Source organism: Caulobacter sp. GW821-FHT12A07 (assembly GCF_058807655.1).
In genome coordinates this window covers 1-20,881 of sequence record NZ_JBXAQX010000013.1, presented here as the reverse complement: position 1 = coordinate 20,881, position 20,881 = coordinate 1, and the positions used below count along the sequence as shown (strand labels likewise).

At 68.1% G+C, this 20,881-nt stretch carries 18 protein-coding genes and 1 tRNA gene; 8 read left to right on the top strand and 11 right to left on the bottom strand.

Features of this window, described 5'->3' with window-relative positions:
- Window positions 1–29: 29 nt before the first annotated feature.
- Window positions 30–1,622: a carboxyl transferase domain-containing protein gene (locus AC1RRS_RS21365; protein WP_492856918.1), complete on the bottom strand. Its 1,593-nt coding sequence runs from the start codon at window positions 1,620–1,622 to the stop codon at window positions 30–32.
- Window positions 1,623–1,735: 113 nt separating this feature from the next.
- Between AC1RRS_RS21365 and AC1RRS_RS21360 the strand changes: the two genes are divergently transcribed.
- A complete protein-coding gene (locus tag AC1RRS_RS21360) occupies window positions 1,736–3,469 on the top strand; it encodes a patatin-like phospholipase family protein (protein ID WP_492857012.1) in 1,734 nt (577 codons plus the stop codon).
- A 238-nt stretch (window positions 3,470–3,707) separates the two neighbouring features.
- Here the strand turns inward: AC1RRS_RS21360 and AC1RRS_RS21355 are convergent, their stop codons facing one another.
- Complete coding sequence (locus tag AC1RRS_RS21355; protein ID WP_492856917.1) at window positions 3,708–4,478, bottom strand: methyltransferase domain-containing protein; 771 nt, start codon at window positions 4,476–4,478, stop codon at window positions 3,708–3,710.
- Window positions 4,479–4,619: 141 nt separating this feature from the next.
- Here AC1RRS_RS21355 and AC1RRS_RS21350 point away from each other — a divergent pair, with 141 nt between their 5' ends.
- Window positions 4,620–4,772 (top strand): hypothetical protein, encoded by a 153-nt coding sequence (locus tag AC1RRS_RS21350; protein WP_487292438.1) that lies wholly within the window; start codon window positions 4,620–4,622, stop codon window positions 4,770–4,772.
- An 87-nt stretch (window positions 4,773–4,859) separates the two neighbouring features.
- On the opposite strand, the gene AC1RRS_RS21345 is transcribed toward AC1RRS_RS21350, so the two are convergent.
- The gene (locus AC1RRS_RS21345; RefSeq protein WP_492856916.1) at window positions 4,860–5,258 is read right to left on the bottom strand and encodes a hypothetical protein; all 399 of its coding nucleotides are present in this window, start codon (window positions 5,256–5,258) and stop codon (window positions 4,860–4,862) included.
- A 1,326-nt stretch (window positions 5,259–6,584) separates the two neighbouring features.
- Between AC1RRS_RS21345 and AC1RRS_RS21340 the strand changes: the two genes are divergently transcribed.
- Complete coding sequence (locus AC1RRS_RS21340; protein ID WP_492856915.1) at window positions 6,585–9,740, top strand: TonB-dependent receptor; 3,156 nt, start codon at window positions 6,585–6,587, stop codon at window positions 9,738–9,740.
- Window positions 9,741–10,044: 304 nt separating this feature from the next.
- Here the strand turns inward: AC1RRS_RS21340 and AC1RRS_RS21335 are convergent, their stop codons facing one another.
- Complete coding sequence (locus tag AC1RRS_RS21335) at window positions 10,045–11,079, bottom strand: glycine zipper 2TM domain-containing protein (RefSeq protein WP_492856914.1); 1,035 nt, start codon at window positions 11,077–11,079, stop codon at window positions 10,045–10,047.
- A 297-nt stretch (window positions 11,080–11,376) separates the two neighbouring features.
- On the opposite strand from AC1RRS_RS21335, the gene AC1RRS_RS21330 reads away from it, so the two are divergent.
- From AC1RRS_RS21330 to AC1RRS_RS21315, 4 genes are all read left to right on the top strand, one after another.
- Window positions 11,377–11,667, top strand: coding sequence for a hypothetical protein (locus AC1RRS_RS21330; RefSeq protein WP_492856913.1), 291 nt, complete (start codon window positions 11,377–11,379; stop codon window positions 11,665–11,667).
- A 109-nt stretch (window positions 11,668–11,776) separates the two neighbouring features.
- Window positions 11,777–12,592, top strand: coding sequence for a hypothetical protein (locus AC1RRS_RS21325; protein WP_492856912.1), 816 nt, complete (start codon window positions 11,777–11,779; stop codon window positions 12,590–12,592).
- 601 nt (window positions 12,593–13,193) lie between these two features.
- Complete coding sequence (locus AC1RRS_RS21320; RefSeq protein ID WP_492856911.1) at window positions 13,194–13,553, top strand: hypothetical protein; 360 nt, start codon at window positions 13,194–13,196, stop codon at window positions 13,551–13,553.
- A 40-nt stretch (window positions 13,554–13,593) separates the two neighbouring features.
- On the top strand, window positions 13,594–14,124 hold the full coding sequence (locus AC1RRS_RS21315) for a dihydrofolate reductase family protein (protein ID WP_492856910.1): 531 nt from the start codon (window positions 13,594–13,596) through the stop codon (window positions 14,122–14,124).
- A gap of 243 nt (window positions 14,125–14,367) precedes the next feature.
- On the opposite strand, the gene AC1RRS_RS21310 is transcribed toward AC1RRS_RS21315, so the two are convergent.
- The 6 genes from AC1RRS_RS21310 to AC1RRS_RS21285 all read right to left on the bottom strand — a co-directional run bounded on the left by AC1RRS_RS21310 (window position 14,368) and on the right by AC1RRS_RS21285 (window position 19,475).
- On the bottom strand, window positions 14,368–15,528 hold the full coding sequence (locus AC1RRS_RS21310; protein ID WP_492856909.1) for an isovaleryl-CoA dehydrogenase: 1,161 nt from the start codon (window positions 15,526–15,528) through the stop codon (window positions 14,368–14,370).
- A gap of 117 nt (window positions 15,529–15,645) precedes the next feature.
- On the bottom strand, window positions 15,646–16,917 hold the full coding sequence (spmX, locus tag AC1RRS_RS21305; protein ID WP_492856908.1) for a lysozyme-family localization factor SpmX: 1,272 nt from the start codon (window positions 16,915–16,917) through the stop codon (window positions 15,646–15,648).
- Window positions 16,918–17,019: 102 nt separating this feature from the next.
- The gene (gene mgtE / locus AC1RRS_RS21300; protein ID WP_110121017.1) at window positions 17,020–18,462 is read right to left on the bottom strand and encodes a magnesium transporter; all 1,443 of its coding nucleotides are present in this window, start codon (window positions 18,460–18,462) and stop codon (window positions 17,020–17,022) included.
- Between the two features lie 148 nt (window positions 18,463–18,610).
- Window positions 18,611–18,695: transfer RNA gene (locus AC1RRS_RS21295), tRNA-Leu, on the bottom strand.
- 90 nt (window positions 18,696–18,785) lie between these two features.
- Entirely contained in the window at window positions 18,786–19,217 is a 432-nt protein-coding gene (locus tag AC1RRS_RS21290) for a hypothetical protein (RefSeq protein WP_492856907.1), read from the bottom strand.
- 6 nt (window positions 19,218–19,223) lie between these two features.
- Entirely contained in the window at window positions 19,224–19,475 is a 252-nt protein-coding gene (locus tag AC1RRS_RS21285) for a FliM/FliN family flagellar motor switch protein (protein WP_058349571.1), read from the bottom strand.
- A gap of 75 nt (window positions 19,476–19,550) precedes the next feature.
- On the opposite strand from AC1RRS_RS21285, the gene lipB reads away from it, so the two are divergent.
- Window positions 19,551–20,276, top strand: a complete 726-nt coding sequence (lipB, locus tag AC1RRS_RS21280) for a lipoyl(octanoyl) transferase LipB (protein ID WP_492856906.1) — start codon at window positions 19,551–19,553, stop codon at window positions 20,274–20,276.
- On the opposite strand, the gene AC1RRS_RS21275 is transcribed toward lipB, so the two are convergent.
- Complete coding sequence (locus AC1RRS_RS21275) at window positions 20,273–20,677, bottom strand: DUF805 domain-containing protein (protein ID WP_110121014.1); 405 nt, start codon at window positions 20,675–20,677, stop codon at window positions 20,273–20,275. The genes lipB and AC1RRS_RS21275 overlap by 4 nt on opposite strands.
- Window positions 20,678–20,881 lie beyond the last annotated feature (204 nt).

Sequence of the window (20,881 nt, the reverse complement as noted above, 5' to 3'; positions counted from 1 at the left end):
CGCCTAAGGCCGAGGTTCCGCTTGAACCATCACATCCTGAAGACGCCGAAGGTCGTCTCGGGAATCGGCGCGTTCAGACTGGCCGATATGGCCAGACCCAGCACGTCGCGGGTTTGAGCCGGATCAATGATCCCGTCGTCCCACAGCCGCGAGGTGGCGTGGTACGGGTTGCCCTCGTCCTCGTAGCGCTGGCGGATCGGGGCCTTGAAGGCCTCGGCCTCTTCGTCGGTCCAGGTCGCGGCGTCGCGGTGCACCGTGGCCAGCACGCTGGCGGCCTGCTCGCCGCCCATGACCGAGATCCGCGAATTGGGCCAGGTAAACAGGAAACGCGGGGAATAGGCCCGGCCGCACATGCCGTAGTTGCCGGCCCCGAAGCTGCCGCCGATCAGCACCGTGAACTTCGGCACCTCCGCGCTCGCCACAGCCGTCACCAGCTTGGCCCCGTCCTTGGCGATGCCGCCGGCCTCGTACTTGCCGCCGACCATGAAGCCCGAGATGTTCTGCAGGAACACCAGCGGGATCTTCCGCTTGCAGGCCAGCTCGATGAAGTGCGCGCCCTTCAGCGCGCTTTCGGAAAACAGCACGCCGTTGTTGGCCAGGATCGCCACCGGCTGACCCCAGATCCGCGCGAAGCCGCAGACCAGCGTCGTGCCGTAGAGAGCCTTGAACTCGTCGAACACCGAGCCGTCGACGATGCGGGCGATGATCTCGCGCACCTCGTAGGGCGCGCGCACGTCGGTCGGCACGACGCCGTAGATCTCCTGCGGGTCGTACAGCGGCGGCTCGGCGTCGGTGACCACCGCCTCATGCCGCTTCTCGGCGTTGAGGTTGGCGACGATCGAACGAACGATCTCCAGCGCGTGCTCGTCGTCGTCGGCCACGTGATCGACCACGCCCGAACGACGCCCGTGGGTGTCGGCCCCGCCCAGTTCCTCGGCGCTGATCACCTCGCCGGTGGCGGCCTTCACCAGCGGCGGGCCGGCCAGGAAGATGGTGCCCTGCTCGCGCACGATGACGGTCTCGTCGCTCATCGCCGGCACATAGGCCCCGCCGGCCGTGCACGAGCCCATGACGCAGGCGATCTGGGCGATGCCCCGGGCGCTCATCCGGGCCTGGTTGAAGAAGATGCGGCCGAAGTGGTCGCGGTCGGGAAACACCTCGGCCTGGTGGGGCAGGTTCGCGCCGCCGCTGTCGACCAGATAGACGCACGGCAGGCGGTTCTGCTCGGCGATCTCCTGGGCGCGCAGGTGCTTCTTCACGGTCATCGGGAAATAGGCGCCGCCCTTCACCGTGGCGTCGTTGGCGACGATCATCACCTCGCGGCCCGACACGCGGCCGATTCCGGCGATGATTCCCGCGCCCGGCGCCTCGCCCTTGTAGAGGTCGAAGGCGGTCAGCTGGCCGATCTCCAGGAACGGCGAGCCGGGGTCGAGCAGACGCTCCACGCGTTCCCGGGGCAGCAGCTTGCCGCGCGCCGTGTGCTTCAGGCGCGCGCTCTCGGGGCCGCCCAGGGCCGCCGTCGCGACCCTTTCGCGCAGTTCCTCCGCCAGGGCGGTGTTGTGCGCAGCGTTTTTCGCGAACGAAGCGCTGTTCTTGTCAATAAGCGTGTTCAGCTTCGGCATAAGCGAGGCATAGCCTTTTCCGTTTCCGTCCGAAAGCGGCGATATTTCACCCACATTGGCAAAGCTCGCCGCATCGGTTTAGCGTCCCGTCCGTGGTCACCCTTCCCGACTTCATGGCCGACACGGCCCTGGCCCGGTTGTTCTCGCGCGAGCGGCGCGAGGGCGACGCCGCCTGGTTCTCGTTGCCCGGCGGCTCCCTACTCTATGCGCCCGGCGAGGCCTCCGACCACCTCTACTTCCTGCGCACCGGGCGCCTGGGGGCCTTCCGCCGCGACGAAGGCCAGGAGCCGCAGTTCCTCGGCGTGATCCGCCCGGGCGAGCCGGCCGGCGAGATGGCGATGATCGCCGGCGCCCCGCACTCGGCCCACATGGTCGCCCTGCGCGATTCCGAGATCCTGGCCCTGCCCCGCGCCGCCTTCTTCGAGGCGGTCGAGCAGGACCCCGACGTGATGATCGAGCTGTCGCGGCTGATGATCCGCCGCGCCCGCCAGGCCGGGGCCCACGCCTCCATTGGAGATCCGTCCGTCTACGGATTCATCGCCGCCGGCGACTGCCACGCCATCCGCCCGATCGTCGAGCGCATTGGCCGCTGCATCGCCGCCCTGGGCTACGCCGTCACCGTCGAGGGCGGCGAAAGCCTGCTGGCCCCCACCGAGTGGTTCAGCCGCGTCGAGCGCTCCCATGACTTCGTGCTCTACGTCGCCGAGGCCCACGAGACCGCCTGGAAGCACGTGGTCGGCCGCCAGGTCGACCGGCTGTTCCGCGTCGGCCGCGGCGACCAGGCCCCGCCGCCCGAACCGCCGGCCTACGCCTCGCGCCCGCTGCAGGCCCAGCGGCTGATCGACCTGATCCTGATCCAGCCCCCGAACGCCGAACGCCCGCAGGGCTCGCAGGCCTGGCTGGAGGCCACCGACGCGGCCCGCCTCTTCCACCTGCGCGAAAACCGCCTGGCCGATGTTGAGCGCCTGGCCCGGGTGCTCACCGGCCAGTCGGTGGGCCTGGTTTTGTCCGGCGGCGGCGCGCGGGCCTACGCCCACATCGGCGCCATCCAGGCCCTGCGCGAGCGCGGCGTGCCGATCGACTTCGTCGGCGGCGCCTCGATGGGCGGCATCGTCGCGGCGGGCCTGGCCATGGGCTGGGACGACGGCGAGATGGAGGCCCGAATCCGCAAGGCCTTCGTCGACACCAGCCCGCTCGACGACATCGCCTTCCCGCTGGTCGCCATGACCCGCGGCGAGAAGGTGAAGGCCCGCCTGCACGAGCACTTCGGCGACATCGACATCGCCGACCTCTGGCTGCCGTTCTTCTGCGTCTCCTCGAACCTGACCTCGGGCGCCTACCACCTGCACCGCTCGGGGCCGCTGCACAGCGCCCTGCGCGCCTCGATCTCGCTGCCGGGCGTGCTGCCGCCGGTCGCCGACGGCGACGCGGTGCTGGTCGACGGGGCGGTGATGAAGAACTTCCCGGCCGACGTCATGCGCGCCTTCCAGCTGGGGCCCATCATCGGCGTCGACGTCACCCGCGGCCGCAGCATCACCGCCGCCGACATCGCCCGGCCGCCGTCGCTATGGAAATGGCTGTTCTCGGGCGAATGGCGCAAGGGCCCGCCGATCGTCGCCCTGCTGATGCGCGCGGCCACCGTCTCCACCGGCCGCGACCTCGCCGCCAGCCGCGAAGCCAGCGACGTCCTGATCACCCCCAAGCTCGACAAGATCGACATCCGCGACTGGAAAGCCTTCGAACCGGCCGTCGCCGCCGGCTTCGAAGCAGCGGCGATGGCGCTGGACAGCCTGGAGGTCCCGGTGGCGGAGCTTCGGCGCAGGAAGAGCCTGGCGGAGATGGAGTAGTTTTTTGATCCCTCTCTACTTCGAGAGAGGGAGGGGCCCGCCGCGAAGCGGTGGGAGGGTGAGAGGTTTCACCGTCAACCGGCAAACCTCGATCCCTTCAACGAACGAGATCCCGCGACAACTGCCGAATACCCGACTAGCCGCGCTCAGTTCGGAAAGAGTGTAACCTCTCACCCTCCCCCGCCTTACGGCGCGGGCCCCTCCCCCTCTCTCAGAGAGAGGGGTCAAAAATCCATCCCTACCGCCGCGCCACCACGAACAGCCGCGTGAACGGCAGCAGCGTGATCCCGTCCGCCCGCTTCGGATAATCCACCGCCAGCCGCGCCCGCCACGCGCTCAGGAACGCCGCCGTCTCGGCGCCGTCCAGCCGCTCCAGATACGGCCGCAGGCTCGTGCCCGAGGTCCAGTCGATGATCGGGTCCTCGCCCTCCAGGGCGTGGACATAGGTCGTCGCCCAGACGTCGAGGTCGGACGCCAGGGGCGAGAGCCAGTCGTGATAGGCGCGGGGGTCGTGACCGGCCCGCACGCCATCCAGGTCGGCAAGCTTGCCGGCCCACGGACCGTCGGCGGCGACTTCGCGCAGGCTGCGTCGCCAGCCGGCGTCCTCGACCTGCGGGATCTGGCAGGCCAGCACCCCGCCCGGCGCCAGGCTTTCCAGCAGCCGCGGAAACAGCGTCTCGTGGCCGTCCAGCCACTGCAGGGCCGCGTTGGTGAAGATCAGGTCGGGTGGGATCTCCGGCGCCCATGCATCGATGTCGCCCAGGATCCAGTCGACGTCCGCCCCCTGCCCCTTGGCGCGGGCCAGCATCTCCGGGCTCGAATCCAGGCCATGGACCACCGCCTCGGGATGCCGCGCGGCCAGCAGGGCGGCGTGCTCGCCGGGGCCGCAGCCCAGGTCCCAGATCTCGCGCGGGGCCAGATCGCGGGGGATCTTCAGCATCAGGTCGAGGGCGGGGCGGTCGCGATAGGCGCGATAGCGGGAATAGACGTCTGGATCCCAGGCGGGCATGGCGCGACTCGCTGCGACAATTCGCGCGCGACCATGACGGCCCGCGACTGTTTTGTCGCATATGAAACTATCTCCGGCGTTCCTATCTTTACCAACAACAGGCGCCGCTGCCGGCGCCGTTTTGGACAAGGAACCACCGCCGTGACCCGCATCGCCGCTTCCGCCGCCTCCGCCCAAGCCCAGCGCCCCCGCGCCGTGGCCCTGGCCGCGCGCGTGAACGGCCCCCGGGTGGCGGCGCTGGCGCTCAATCTGGGTCTCTGGTCCCTGATCCTCCTGGCCTGGCGCGCCCTCTAGCCAGCCCCAGGAGGTGCGGCCCCGGATCGTGCATTGTCCCCCCTTTGCGCGGTCCGGGGTTGCTCCCCCCCTTGTCGACGAAGAAGCCTAGTCGGTGACGACCCTGCGCTCGACGACCCGGCCGTCCGGGCCGAGCCTCAGCACCAGCCATTCGGAATCGATGCCGAACAGCCCCCGCTCGTCGCCCAGCCAGTAGACCAGGTCCTGGTCGGCGAAGTAGTCGGTCTTGGTCGGCTCGCCCAGCAGGTCCACGACCTCTCCCCGCGTCCGCCCCTCCAGCCTGTGGGTCAGCAGCAGCGCGCTGACCATGGTGACGCGCTGATCCATCCGCGCCGGATCCTTCCAGCGCGCCTGGCTGAACAGCCGCACCGGCAGATAGCCCGTCATCCAGGCGCCGGCGGCCGTGACGGCCAGGACCAGGCCGAGGAAGACCCCCAGGCAGCCGTGCAGGACGGGTTTTCGCGGGGCGGGTCGGTTTTCGCTCATGCCCCCGCATAGCACGCGCCTGCGACACCGCGCCTCTTGCCAACCGCCCGCGCGCACCCAAACTTAGTCTTGCGTCAGGGTGTGACGCGCAGCCGAAAGGAGGTGACCCAGTGTCTCATTTGTCGAAAGCGAATGCGCTGGAAAGCTCCGTGAAGATCGAAGGTCTGAACTGACCCCAGCGCTTTAGCGGACAAATGCCGTCTTTCGGTCGTGCATCAGCACAGGCCGACGAGCGGATCGGAAGCCTCGGACCCACGTCCGGGGCTTCTTTCGTTTCAGGCTTCAGGCTTTGAAGGAAATCTGACAGCCCGACACGGGCGTCACGGCCCGCATCGCGGGCGAAAGTCGAGACTCGCCAGGCGCTTTGACGCCCAGGCGAGCCCCCCCATTGAATGGATCGTCCGCCTCCCTGCGGGACGCGGACGAGGAAGTCGGGCGCGCTCGCAACCCCTTGCGAAACCCGCCCACGCGACAGCGTCGGTTACGGCACAAAAACACAAAGCCGAGAACGCCGTCATTTATCGCTGGTAACAAAAGACCGCTCAAAGACACCGGTGTCGTCGCGGGTGGCGTCGGGCCGTGAACTGACCCTGGAAGACGCCGTCGAAACGGACCGGTGGAAAACTTGTCCCTCCCTGCTGCCTACCCCGTACAGCCGGCGGCGAGGGCGGAACGAGCGAAGGGACCAAGCGGGCGGATTGCCATCTTCTGTCGTCTCCTCTCGATCCGATCTTGTCGTCGGCCGGGCGCGCGGACGCGCCGAATGTCGACACGATGAGCAGGATTAGCGCCAAAATCAAGCACTAATCCCGATTGTTGCGAGAGCATTCCACCATGTGGGAACACAGTGCTTTAATTGTCACATAATTACGGCCAGCCCCCGACTCGGTGGGAAATTATCTCCGCGACGTTGACTCTTTGCGTCAGCTTGGAAATGGATGGATCGCGCCCGTAGCAGAGACCAAAGGTCCGCGACGAGCGACAGACCGCCTCATAGAAGCGACGCCGCGTGTACGCTCACGCCAGGCTCGCACCGGATCGAGAAAGACAAGCGACACGGGACCGCCATCGGCGTCCGTCGTCGCCAGGCAGGCCCCACCCCGTGCTCGCCGCCAGGACGTCCGCCCGCGCATGCCGCCGGGCGCCGCCTCTCGTTCCCCTCCCATCGCCGCGGCCAAGGCCCGGACGCCTCCGATTCGACTGCCGGTCATCGTCGGACGCGCCCATCGCCCTGGCCTCCATCTCAGCAAATCGGCCGGCCGCGCCGCATGGCGCCGCACGGCCCGAAAGACAGGGCGGAAACGCCCTCGCACTTGGAGGAATACTATGAAGGTCGACAGCAAGATCCGGCGCGAAGCCGGGCTGATGCGCACCACGGGGATGACCGCCATCCTGCTGATGATCGGCGGCGGCGCCGCCTTCGCCCAGACGGCCCCCGCGCCGGCGCCCGCCCAGGCCGCAGCCGACTCCAACGTCGAGAACGCCGTCGAGGAGATCGTCGTCGTCGGCACCCGCGCCAGCCTGCAGTCGGCCATGAGCCGCAAGAAGCGCGCGGGCACCGTCTCCGACTCGATCGTCGCCGAAGACATCGGCGCCTTCCCCGACAAGAACGTCGGCGAGGCCCTCGGCCGCGTCACCGGCGTGCAGCTGGCCCGCGACTTCGGTGAAGGCAACGCCGTCTCCATCCGCGGCGTCGAGCCCGACCTCAACCGCGTCGAGATCAACGGCGTCAGCGCCCTGTCGACCGCCAGCAACCTGTCGGTCTACGGCGGCGGCGGCCGCTCGAACGACTTCCGCGAACTGCCGTCGGAAATGGTCAAGTCGATCGACGTCTTCAAAGGCTTCACCGCCGACATGACCGAAGGCGGCGTCGGCGGCACGGTCTCGGTGACCACCCGCAAGCCGCTGGACTTCAAGAAGCCGACCCTGTCGTTCACCGCCTCGGCGCAGAACCTCGACACCCTGCCCGGCTGGAAGCCGCGCACCAGCGTGTTCGGCGCCACCCAGCTGTTCGACGGCCGCCTGGGCCTGATGGGCAACGTCAACTACGACCGCGTCCTGACCCGCGGCGACTTCGTCGACAACAACGCCTGGGCCCTGCTCGGCGACTTCGACAACTCGGCCGAAAAGACCCTCGACTACTACAGCCAGACCTATGGCCGGGCCGTCAGCGACTACATCGCCGGCATCCAGACCGAGGCCGGCTGCGCCACCGCCGTCACGCCCGACGCCTCGCTGCTGACCACCGCCCAGACCCGCACCGCCTGCGAAAGCCAGTGGTACGACTACAGCCCGCGCGTGCCGCGCTACCGCGTCTGGACCCGCGACGACACCCGCACCTCGGCCGAGTTCACGGCCCAGTACAAGTTCACCGACAACCTGAGCGCCTTCGTCACCTACCAGAAGAACAAGCGCGAACAGGTTCTCAACGACATCAACTACGGCACGGGCCTGACCAACCTCGACCCGCTGAACCGTTCGGCCAACAGCTGCGCCCGCGTCACCGCGGCCACGGCCCAGAACGTCCCGGGCGTGAAGGTCGACGCCAACCACAACGTCACCGAATACATCGTCGGCGACTGCCTCACGACGGCCAACCGCGGCGGCAACAACGCCTTCAGCATCTCGTCGCGCGACTTCAAGCAGACCAACGATTCCGACTACATCACCTTCGGCGCCAACTTCCAGAACGACCGCTGGAAGATCGATTTCGTCGGCGCCCGCGGCAAGACCAAGACCCTCAACCTGACCAACAACGCCTCGGTGTCGTTCAACACCCCGGGCCTGAAGGTCACCGTCGATCCGAACAACGACTCGGTTCCGGTGTTCACCTTCGCCCAGGGCTTCAGCCCGGCCGACGCCGCCGCCGTCAACCAGTGGCAGATCCAGTACCGTCCGTCGGACTCCAAGAATTCCGAGGACCAGTACAAGATCGACTTCGAATACCGCGCCGACCTGCCGTTCCTGAAGAGCGTCAAGTTCGGCGGCCGCTATTCGAACGCCGAGACGGGCGGCTACGGCTACGGCGGCTTCATCGTCAGCGGCGGCGCCAACCTGGCCAGCGCGCTCGACGACACGGTGATCTACGCCAACTCGGTCAACTCGACCGCCACCGTGGTCAACGGCCAGGCCGCAGACCAGACCGCCGCGATCCTGGGCAACGCCTACCAGACCACCTACTGGAACTCGACCGAGACCTGGTCGCGCGCCTTCTCGAACGCCCTGTTCGCCCAGGCCATGGTCGACCTGCCGGACAACTTCTACTACGGGGGCTCGGGCCTGCCGAACAGCTGGAAGTATCCGTCGTTCAAGGCGATCTCCCAGTACCTGGATACGTCGCACTTCAACCTGGACAACCTGTACACGACCACCGGCAACGACGGTAAGACGTACAACCAGATCCCGTACGCCGTCACCGAGAAGAGCGACGCCCAGTACATCCGTCTGGACTACGGCTTCCCGCTGCTGGGCCGCGACATCATCGGCAACTTCGGCGTCCGCCGCGTCCACACCCAGACGACGGCCGCCGGCCAGTACACCCGTCGCGAGACCCGCCTGGTCAACGGCGTGGCCTCGACCGCCGTGGTGGCCAACACCCTGACGTCGATGACCAAGGACTACACGGTCTATCTGCCCAGCTTCAACATCCAGGGCTGGCTGATCGACAACCGTCTGAGCGCGCGCTTCGGCTTCGCCCAACTGATGGCCCGCCCGCTGGTCAACTACCTGATGCCCAGCATGACCTGCACCATCAACTACACCAACGACGGCACCTCCGACGACGGTCCCGACAGCTGCGACGCCGGCAACCCGGCGCTGAAGCCCTATCGCGCCAACCAGTACGACCTGTCGTTCGAATGGTACCCCGACAGCGACACCCAGCTGTCGGCCGGCTTCTTCTACAAGGACATCCGTTCGTTCTACCTGTCCTCGCGCTCGAACCTGGGCCAGCAGGACGTGTTCGGCGACGGCACCCTGTACTTCTACAACACCTACGTGAACGGCGACGGCGCCAAGATCTCGGGCGTCGAACTGACGGCCAAGACCGCCTTCACCTGGCTGCCGGGCCTGCTGTCGGGCCTCGGCGCCGACGTCAACTACACCTACCAGAAGGCCTCCGACGTGGGCGTCTTCAGCGGCGTCGACGGCTCGGCCCTGCCCTATCCTGGCCTGTCGAAGAGCAGCTACAACGCCACCCTGTGGTACGAGAAGGGCCCGATCAGCGCCCGCCTCGCCTACAACTACCGCTCGGGCTACCTGCTCACCGCCTCCGACACCCTCGGCCAGCCGGTGTTCAAGGACGCCACGGGCTATCTCGACGGCAAGTTCACCTGGCGTCCGGGCCCGCAGGGCCTGTCGCTCTTCGTCGAGGGCAAGAACCTGACCAAGGAAGACGAATCCAGCTGGGCCGGCGACACCCGCCTGATCAACAGCAACTACTCGGGCCGCCGCTTCTTCGTCGGCGCCTCGTACAAGTACTGAGAAGCGTGGCAGCCGAAAGTGTAAGCGGTTTCGGCGCCTGCCACGCGCCAACATTAAAATAGGCGAACTCACGTTTCGGCGTGACGGGCCGCTCCGGGAAACCGGGGCGGCCCTATTTTTTGGTCCGGATGCGAACGGCGACGGGGCGCGGCCCGGCGAACAGACGGAAGGCCAGCAGCAAGGCGAACGCCGTCGCCACGCAGGCGGCGGCGGTGATGAACAGGAAGGTCATGAAGGGCCTTTCTTGATGCGGCCGGGCGCCCGCGCCGTCTTGGCGGGACGCCCGGCCTGACGACCCGAAGGCCTAGCGGTCGTCGCGAACGTCGCCGCTGATGCTGTCGCTAAGCCGATCCAGCCGCGCGGTGATGATCGCCCGGCCCTTGGGACCCAACGCGCCCTGGCGGGTGCGCAGCGACTGTTCCTGTCGCTCGATCGCGGCCAGGGTCCGCGTCGCCTGGCGCGCCTCGCCCCGGCTCAGACGGCCGCTATAGGCGCCGCGGTTGATGCGTTCGGCCAGTTGGGCCTGGCGGTCATCGATGCTCAGCGGGCGTCCATCCATGGAATACCGGCCGCTGGGATATTGGCCGGCGGGATAGTCGACGCGCCGGGCGCGCCCGTCCGTCGAGATCCAGGCGCCGCGAGCGTCGTAGTAGCCGACCGTCTCGCCGCGCACCCAGCGCCCCCTGTCGTAGTAGCCGGGTTGAGGATCGGCGATCCAGGCGCCGCTGGCGTCACGCCGTCCGCTCGCCTGACCGGCCATCCAGCGCCCATCGGCGTCGTAGCGGCCCGTCGCGGGGCCTGAAATCCAACGCCCGGAGCGGTCGTAATAGCCCGAGGCCGTCGCATCGACCCACTGGCCGCCCCGGCCGTAATAGCCTTGGGCCGAGGCGGGCGCCCACAGGCCGTCGGCGTAGTAGCCCGCGGCCTCGGCGTCGGCGCTCGCCTGCACCCATCGCCCGTTCTCGGCGTAATAGCCGCGCGGGGCGCCCGCGACCCATTCGCCGCTGCGGTCGAAATAGCCGGCGGCCTGGCCGCGAGCGACGGCGTTGGCGTGCCACGCGCCTTGATTGTCGTAATAGCCGTAGGCCCGGGCGCAGTCCGCTCCGCCCTTGGCCATCTGGTTGCCGATCAGCGCGCCGGCGACGCCGCCGATCACCGCGCCCTTGCCGCGATCGTCGCGGCCCGCCACGGCCGCGCCCGCCACCGCGCCGAGACCGGCGCCGGCGACCGTTCCGGCCACGCGACTGCTCTGCCGCTGCTCGCAGGTCTGTTGAGCGAGCGCGACGGTGGGGATCAAGGCCGCGGCGCAGGCGCCGGCGACCAGAGTTTGAATACGCATTGTGTGGGGTTCCTTGGGATGAGACACGCTCTTCCCGACAGCCCCATATGGTTATGCGCCACACAATATTCAATGCTGCGCAGAAATTATTCTGCAAATATTATATAGCTTCACCTTAGATATAAGACATTTGAAAATATTCACCTACAAAACACGAACGAGAATTTTCTGAAACGCCGCCATTGTCTTTATCTATTTTATGGAAAAACGGCTGAACCATCGCCGTGTTCGCACGCTCTTCAATAGGCGCCCTATACGCGCCCAACCCGATGCGAACCTCACGCGAAAGGATGCGCCATGCCGGCCTTCGAAGAGTCGCTTGAAGTCGTCCTCGGCTATCTCGACCATCCTCCGATCGAGGGAACGCTGGAGGACACCGCCTTCCTGGCCGCGCTGGACCATGTCCTGACGGCGTCCATTCCAGAGGACGACGAGGATGCCGAAGACATCCTCCCCCTGGACGACGACCTGCGCTCGCGGCTCGAAGCGGCGGCCCATCGCCGCCACGCGTCCCATCCGTTCGGCGAGCATCCCGGCGGCATCGGCCCGACGCTGGGCATGGACCTGCGCCTCAAGCGTCCGCATTAGCGGCCAACAACCGCCAAGCCGCGACCACATACGCTCGGGAATAAACGCCCGATTGGCAGAACGCTGGTTTCCGAATAGCCTCGCCTGCAGGTTCGGAAGGGGGCTTTCGATGCCGTATCGGCGCGCGCACTTCTACGTCCTGGCGATCTTCCCGCTGGCGGTGCTGGCCTTCTGGCCGACCTACCTGTCGCAGGTCTCCACGGCCTCGATCGACCTTCACGCCCACGGGATCACCGCTACGCTGTGGCTCGCCCTGCTGGTCGCCCAGAGCGCCCTGATCCATGGCGGAAACCGCGCCACGCACCGCACCCTCGGCTTCTGCAGCCTGGCCCTCTTCCCGTTGTTCCTGGCTGGCGGCTCGGGGATCTTCCTGGGCATGGCCCGCCGCCTGGTCGCCAACGTCTCGCCGTTCTACGACCTCTACGCCGCGCGCCTGGCCTGGCTCGACATCGTCGCCGTCGCCGGCTTCGCCTGGTTCTACCACCAGGCCCTCGCCCGCAGGCGCACGATCGGCCCCCACGCCGGCTACATGCTGGCCACCAGCATCTTCCTGCTGCCGCCGATCCTGGGCCGCCTGGCGCCGATCCTGCCGCCCCTGGCCATCGCCGGCCCGCAGGACTTCTGGAAGCTGGGCGTCGGCTTCCAGCTGGCCAACGCGGTCACCGCCGCCATCGCCCTGGTCGTCGCCGTCCGCGCCGGACGTGACGGCCGCCCCTTCGTGCTCGCCGCCCTGCTGACCGCGCTCGGCGCCGTGCTCTTCCAGTTCGCCGGCCCGCTGCCGGCCTGGCGCGCCCTCTTCGTCCGCGCCGCCGACCTGCCGCCCCTGCCCTTCGCCCTGGCCGCCGCCATCGCCGGCTGCGTCGTCGCCTACGCCGGCTGGCGGGCGGGAGAGGACGCCCTGCCCAAGGCCGCCGCGGCGGCTTGAGGTTCTCTCCCCCGTAAAATCCCCGCGAAAGCGGGGACCCAGGTGTTTTATCGTCGAGCGCCGGGGGTTTCAGAAAAAGCCTGGGTCCCCGCTTTCGCGGGGATTTTACGGATGGAGAGAGCGGTACCCCCGCCTCTCCCGCTCACAACCCCTTGAAATCCCTACGCCCGACGTCCCTCCATCCGACGCCGCTCAGGCCGGCGCATAATCACCAGGTCTCGAGGCGATGGGGAGGGCGCGCGGCCAGCGACCTTCGCGGCTTCGGGATGCGATCGAGCGGGACTGGGGCGGATTGGGAAGATCCGTCGCGTCCGGGGACCTGGCGCTGGCCAGGCCCGCCCGCCGTCGGCTTGGGCGAGGATTACAGAGCACCCCTCTCCTCGTCGCCGTCCGACAGGGAAACCTCGAAGGCGGTCCTGGTAAGGCGTTAAGAGCGCCGCCGCCCGGGAAGCCGGCAGCCAAACGACCGCGCGGAGCGTCTAGGCTTCGTCGAAACGGTACACACAACAGCACCTCCGGGCGTCGCCCGGGCGCTCCGCCCCCTCCCCGCCCCGCGCGCCGTTCCGGTCCGCGGCCGTCGACGCATGTCAGGAGCAGATCCATGGCCAGGCCCAGGTCGAGAGCCCAGCCCCGCCGCGAGCGGAGCAGTTTCGTCCACACCCCGTTCTTCCAGCTGCCCGCGGAGCGGCGGCGCGAGATTGATGACGTCCTCCACGCTATCCGGATGGAGGTCGCCGCCTGGCGCGTCGAGCACGGCATACCCGAAGAGAGCAAGATCACCCTCAGGCAGATGCCGGACAGCGTGCTGGACAAGATCCACTCGATCCTGCCGTGGTTCATCGAGAAAATGATCTGGAACACCGGCGGCGATCCGCGTCGCGAAGGCCTGCTCGCGCCGTTCTGGCCGCGCGAGAAATCACCGCCTCGCCCCAACTGGTGCCCGCCTGCGCGGCCGCGCTAGACTGGGTGCGTCAGCAGCCCTCGGCAGGGAGATCCGCGGCATGGCCAGGCTCGTCTTCGGCATGAACCAGTCGCTCGACGGCTATGTCGACCACACGGGGTTCGCGCCCGGCCCCGTGCTCTTCCGCCACTTCATCGACCAGGCCCGCGAGCAGGCGGGCAGCGTCTACGGCCGCCGCCTCTACGAGATCATGGCCTACTGGGACGAGGAGCAGCCCGACTGGGGCGCGCCCGAACGCGAGTTCGCCCAGGCCTGGCGCGCCCAGCACAAATGGGTCGCCTCCCGCACCCTGACCTCGGTCGGCCCCAACGCAACGCTGATCCAGGGCGACCTGGCGACCGCGATCGCCGACCTCAAGGCCCGGGTCGACGGCGAGATCGAGGTTGGCGGCCCGAACCTGGCGCGCAGCCTCACCGACCTTGGCCTGATCGACGCCTACCGGATCTACCTGCACCCCGTCGTGCTGGGCGCCGGCACGCCCTACTTCGCCGCCGCCCGCCCCCGCCTGCGCCTCGTGGCGACAGACCGCATCGACGACGACGTGATCCGGCTGACCTACGAGCCGGCCTAAATAATCCCTCTCTCATAGAGAGAGGGAGGGGCCCGCCGCGAAGCGGTGGGAGGGTGAGAGGTTTCACCGCTGGCAGGCGAACCTCGAACCCTTGCGTAGGGGCTGTAAAGGAGAAGACCGAGCTACCCGCGCCCAGACGAACAGGGACCATCCGACCGCGCTTCGTCCGGACGGTTTGTAACCTCTCACCCTCCCACGCCTTTGGCGCGGGCCCCTCCCTCTCTCAAAGAGAGAGGGGTAAAATTAGGCCCCCACCAGCTCCCGGCCGATCAGGAACCGGCGGATCTCGTTCGTGCCCGCGCCGATATCGTAGAGCTTGGCGTCGCGCAGCAGGCGCTCAACCGGCCACTCCTTGGTGTAGCCGGCCCCGCCCAGCGCCTGGATGGCCTCCAGCGACACCTTCACGGCGTTCTCGGACGCCATCAGGATCGCGCCGGCCGCGTCGAAGCGGGTGGTCTTGCCAGCGTCGCACGCCCGAGCGACCGCATAGACGTAGGCCCGGGCCGAGTTCAGGGCCACGTACATGTCGGCGACCTTGCCCTGCATCAGCTGGAACGAGCCGATCGCCTGGCCGAACTGCTTGCGCTCGCGGACGTACGGCAGAACGTAGTCGAGGCAGGCCTGCATGATGCCCAGGGGGCCGGCGCTGAGCACGGCGCGCTCGTAGTCGAGGCCGCTCATCAGCACTCCGACGCCGCCGCCCACCGGGCCCATGACGTTCTCCTCGGGGATCTCGCAGTCCTCGAAGACGAGTTCCGCGGTGTCGCTGCCGCGCATGCCCATCTTGTCCAGCTTCTTGGAGACGGAAAAGCCCTTCATGCCCTTCTCGACGATGAAGGCGGTGATCCCCCGGCTGCCCTCGCCGGTCTTGGCGTAGACCACCAGCGTATCGGCGTGCGGCGCGTTGGTGATCCAGAACTTGGTCCCGTTCAGCACGTAGCGGTCGCCGACCTGTTCGGCGCGCAGCTTCATCGAGACGACGTCGGAGCCCGCGCCGGCCTCGCTCATCGCCAGGGAGCCCACATGCTCGCCGCTGATCAGTTTCGGCAGATAGCGCTGCTTCTGCTCCGGGCTCGCCCAGCGGCGGATCTGGTTGACGCAGAGGTTCGAGTGCGCGCCGTACGACAGGCCCACCGAGGCCGAGGCGCGGGAGATCTCCTCCATCGCCACCACGTGATCGAGATAGCCCAGGCCCAGGCCGCCGAACTCTTCCTCGACCGTGATCCCGTGCAGGCCAAGGTCGCCCATCGGGACCCACAGCTCGCGGGGGAAGGCGTTGGTCTCGTCGATCCGGGCCGCCAGCGGCGCGATCTTGTCGGCGGCGAAGCGGGCCGTGGTCTCGCGAATCGCGTCGGCCGTCTCGCCCAGGGCGAAGTCCATCGAGGGTGCGGTTTGCAGCGTCATACGGCAACGCATAGCACAAACGCCCGCCGATCAACGAGACCGGCGGGCGTTCATGCTCTTTTTCAGATTGATCCGGGGTTCAACCCGGTCTTTTCGAAACGGCGTTCGCTCGCAGCCCTACTCGCCGTCGTCCTCGATGTCCGGCCCGCCCAGCTTGCGCAGCAGCAGATAGGCCGAGACCGCGAAGCAGATCACGCCGATCACGCTGGCGCCCCAGCCGAACATGCGGATCGGGGTCAGGCCCGGATCCGAGGCGACCGACAGGTTCCACAGCACCCCGCCGCCGAACAGGGCCAGGCCCAGCAGGCCCAGGCTGACCAGCAGGCTGGCGCCGCCGAACACCGGCTGCTCGGGCGGGTTCAGCGGCACGTCCAGGGTCTGGATGTCGACCTCGGCGCCGCTGGTCGAGAAGCCGCCCAGATTGAACGGCGAGCGCGAGGGCGCGGACTGCTCGAACAGGGTCGGCTCCGGCGCGGCGGGCGGCGGCGCGGGCGGATCGGGCACGAACAGCGGCGCCTGGGCCGGGACCGGCTCTTCCGGCGTCAGGCGGAACGGCTCCAGGGTCGGCGCGGCCTCGACGGGCGCGTGCAGCACCGGGGCCGGCTCGGCGGCCGCGACGGGCGCCGGCGGCGGCTCGGGCACGACCAGGTCCTCGACCGGCTTGACCACCGGACGGGCGGGCTCGTCGGCCAGGATCTTCTCCAGGCGGGCGCTGACGCCGGCGGCGGCCAGTTCGGTGGCGCTGGGACCGTCCTCTTCCGGGACGACCGGAGTCAGCGGCGTGACGATCGAGCCCGCGGCGCGCTCGGCCACGGCCTTGTCGCCCTCCAGGCGCGTCGAGACGGCGGCCGGGGTCTGCTTGGGAATGGCGCAGGTCGCGTCGTAATCGACCTTGGGCCGCAGCACGGGACTGGGCGCGGGCACCCAGTGGCCGTCCGGCGGGGTCAGGAACAGGGTCTTCTCGGCGGCGCGGCGGCGCACCAGGGCGTCGATGACGATCCGTTCGCCCTCGAAGTCGGCCTTGCGCCACATCTCCATGGCGCAGGCGGCCTGCAGCAGCGAGCCCTCGTTGATCCGGCGCAGCACGCCCGAACGGACGAAGTTCTCGGTGCCGATGTTGAACGCGAAGCAGGTCAGGGCGTCGAACTGGTTCTGGTTCAGCGGCGCATAGCTGTTTTCGTTCACCGCATGGGCCACGGTGATCAGGTCGTAGAGCAGCAGGGCCTCGGCGTCCTGTTCCGAGACGGTCGCGCCCCCCCGGGCGGTCAGGGTATGCCCGTAGCCGATCGTCCAGCGCCCGTCGGGCAGCTGGGCGGCTTTCTGCCGATAGCCTTCGAACCTCTTGATGAGATCGACGGCGGCGCGGGAGACCTGATGACGCGGCTTCATCGCGAGTTGACCCAATTTGAAACGCAGGCGGATGCCCTCGCCCGGTCCCGCGCAAGACCGGCGCCGTTTCTTAAGGTTCAGGTAAGGAAATTTGGCCGGGGATCAGTTGAACAGCAGCGCCGCGATCAGCAGCACCGAGAAGAAGCCCGCGAAGTCGGTCAGGAACGTCACGAAGATCGACGACGACACCGCCGGATCCCGGCCCATCTTCTCCAGCGCCAGCGGCGCGAGGATGCCGCCGACGGCGGCGGTGAAGATGTTGGCGACCAGGGCCAGGGCCACGGTCAGCGACAGCTTCGGATTGTCATAGAAGACATAGACCGCCGCCCCCATGACGATCGCCAGGGTCAGGCCGTTCATGACGCCCACCAGGAGCTCGCGGGTGATGATCCGCGAGGCGTTGGCCGCCGTCAGCTCCTTGCTCGACAGCGCCCGCACGGCGACCGCCAGCGTCTGGGTGCCGGCGTTGCCGCCCAGCGACGAGACGATCGGCATCAGCACGGCCAGGGCCACCAGCTTGGAGATCTCTTCCTGGAAGAGCGCGATGCCGGAAACCGAGATCGTCGCCGTCAGCAGGTTCAGCAGCAGCCAAGGCAGGCGCGAGCGCACGATCTCCACCACGCTGGCGTCGCGGCCGACGTCCGACACGTTGGCCAGGGCGAGGATGTCCTCCTGCGCCTCTTCGCGGATGACGCCGACGATGTCGTCGACGGTGATCTGGCCCACCAGCCGCCCGCCGGCCTCCACGACCGGGGCGCTGATCAGGTGATACTTGTCGAAGATGTAGGCCACCTCCTCCTGGTCCATGTCGACGGTGATCTCGGTCACCGGCTCCATGATCTCGGCCAGGGGGGTCTCCAGCTTGCTGGTCAGCAGCAGGCTGATCGGCAGGGCGCCGACCGGCGTGAACGACGGATCGACCACATAGACGTCGAAGAACAGCTCCGGCAGGCTCTCGCCCGACTGGCGCACGTGCTCGATCGTGTGGCCCACGGTCCAGAACTGCGGCGCGGCCAGGAACTCGCGCTGCATCAAGCGGCCGGCGGTCTCGTCCTCGTAGGACAGCGTCGTCTCGATGGCCGCCCGGTCGGTCTCGCCCATGGCCGCCAACACCTGGAAGCGCTTGGTGTCATCCAGATCGTCGATGACGTCGGCGGCGTCGTCGGTGTCCAGCTCCTCCAGCGCGCGGGCCAGGGTGACCGACGGGGTCGCCTCCAGCACCTCCTCGCGGATATTGTCCTCCAGCTCGGCGATGATCTCGCCCAGGGCCTGGGGATCGAGGACCGGGATGACCTCCTCGCGATAGGCGGCCGACAGGAAGCCCATCAGGTCGGCGACGTCGGCGGGGTCCAGCGCCCCGACCAGCTCGGACAGGCGCGCGGTGTCGCCGCGATCGGCCGCGTCGACCACCATCTCCACATAGTCGGGATTGAGGGCGTAATCGTCGCCGAGCGCCAGGTCCTCGAGATCCTCGACGACTTCGGGCTCGGGAATGGAGAGGGCGTGGCGCGCGTCTTCGCTCAGGTCGGCTGTTTCCCGGGTCATGGGGACCTCCTGAAGTGCGCGTGCGTGATCCGAATGATTGAAAGCCTAAGCTCGTCGGGCGGTTGCCCGGAAACCTTGGCCGAAAAATGGTTAGAGCGCGGAAGGCGATTCGGAAACCGATGCCTGCCGCGCTCTACGCAAGTTCACCTGGTGCGGTCGAGAAGACTCGAACTTCCACGGGTTGCCCCACAGCGACCTCAACGCTGCGCGTCTACCAATTCCGCCACGACCGCTCGTGGTGAGGCGCGGCAGGTAGCAAACTGAATCGGCTTTGGGAAGAGGAGAGTTACGACTTGCGCGCCATTGCCACGCCGACGCCGGGTTTATCTGGGGATAGCCGCGAGCTTGCGCAGTTTTTCGGGCTCGCCGTCGCCGATCTTGAGGATCAGGCCGCCCTTCACGAACCGCCCGGTGACCGGCAGGCTGTGGGGCGAGGGCCGGCCATTCTGGTCGACGCTCTGGATGACATAGGTGAACGAGAGCCGATCGCCCTCGATCTTCGCCGGGAAGACCTGGGATCCGTTGCACCAGCCTTCGCAGAGCTCGAAGTCCACGGTCGGCCGCGGCCCGGTCTTCACCGTGAGCCGGGCGCCGACATAGTCGTCGGCTTCGTCGATATAGCGAAGATTGTCGTACCGGCCCGCATGGTCCGGCGCGGCATGGGCCGAGGCGGCGGCGAAGACGACGGCGCAGGCGAGTACGGATCGAAGCGTGACCATGGCGCGCAGCTTGGCTTCGACGCCGCGCCCCGGCAACGTCCCTTAGGCGCCGCCCGCCATGTAATCGTAGACGTCGGCCGGGCCGGTCACCTGGATGGCGATGCGATCGTCGTTGATCTGGATTTCACCGCGGGCGATCGGGTGATTGTTGGCCAGGATCCAGACCTCGTCGTTGGTCTTGGCGTCCAGCGGGATCACCGCGCCGCGGCCCATGCGCAGCAGTTGCTGCATCGGCAGGATCGACCGGCCGAGCAGAACCGAGATCTCGACATTGACGGCGTTGACCTGGCTCACGAACTAAGGCCCCTGGACCTGAAATTGCCGATGGCGGAAAAGCCCGCGCCTCGGCTCATGCAAGACTAAGGCCGCATGCTTGATCGCCCGTTAAACCTTGAAGATAAAGACCTTCCCGATTTGTCGCGCCCCGACGGCCTGGCGGCGGGGTGGGCAGTTTCGACCGGTTACGTGCCCTACCCGGCAGCTGTCGCCGCCATGGAGGCCCGCGCGGCCGCCATCGCCGACGGCTCGGCGGGCGAACTGATCTGGCTTCTGGAGCATCCGCCGCTCTACACCGCCGGCGTTTCGGCCAAGACCTCCGACCTGCTGGAGCCCGAGCGCTTCCCCGTCTTCGAGAGCGCGCGCGGCGGCCAGTTCACCTATCACGGCCCCGGCCAGCGCGTGGCCTACGTCATGCTCGACCTCACCCAGCGCGGGCGCGACGTGCGGGCCTTCGTCGCGGCGCTGGAAGCCTGGATCATCGACGCCCTGGGCGCTTTCAACGTCGTCGGCGAGATGCGCGAGGGCCGCGTGGGCGTCTGGGTCGAGCGCAAGGGTCCCGGCTGGTCGCGCGAGGACAAGATCGCCGCCATCGGCGTCAAGCTGCGCCGCTGGGTCAGCTTCCACGGGATCAGCCTGAACGTGGAGCCCGACCTGTCGCACTTCTCGGGCATCGTGCCCTGCGGCCAGACAGAGCATGGCGTCACCAGCCTGGTGGACCTTGGCCTGCCCGTCACCCTCGACGAGGCCGACGAGGCCCTCAAGGCCAGCTTCCGCAAGGTGTTCGGCGCGGTGGAGGACGCCGAAGCGCCGATCTAGATCGCGGGCGCTTTCAGGGGCGGCTGGCCGTAGCGGTTGGCGCCCTGCTCGCCGCCCATGACGCCCAGCTCGATGATCGCCCAGACCAGGACAATGGCGAAGGCGAAGTCGAGGAAGTGCTGCGGGGTCGGCCAGACGGCGACCATGGCCGCCAGCACCAGGGCCGCCCACCAGCCCGACCGGCCGCGATCGTGCAGTCGCTTGGAAAGCACGCAGGCGCCCGAATACAGCAGGGCCGAATAGACCAGCCAGCCGGTCAGCAGCCGCAGCACGTCGCCGGCGATGGCCTCGTACAGCACCGCCACGCCGATCAGCACGGCCGAGACGATCAGGAACGGCGTGCGCGCCAACCTGCCCGTGGAGGACAGGAACAGCTCCGCCCAATCGATCCGACCGTTCATGCTCGCCAAGGCTCCGCGACTCTCTTCGAGCGGAACCTAGGCGCAGCCGGCCCGATGCGGAAGTCGCACAGGCGTCACACCCTCAGGCGAAAGCCTCGGAAGCCGCCAAGGCCTCACCGGAGAAAGCTCATCCGAACTCCACCAGCACCTGGTCGGCGGCGACGGGATCGCCGGCCTTGGCGTTGACGGCTTTCACCGTGGCGT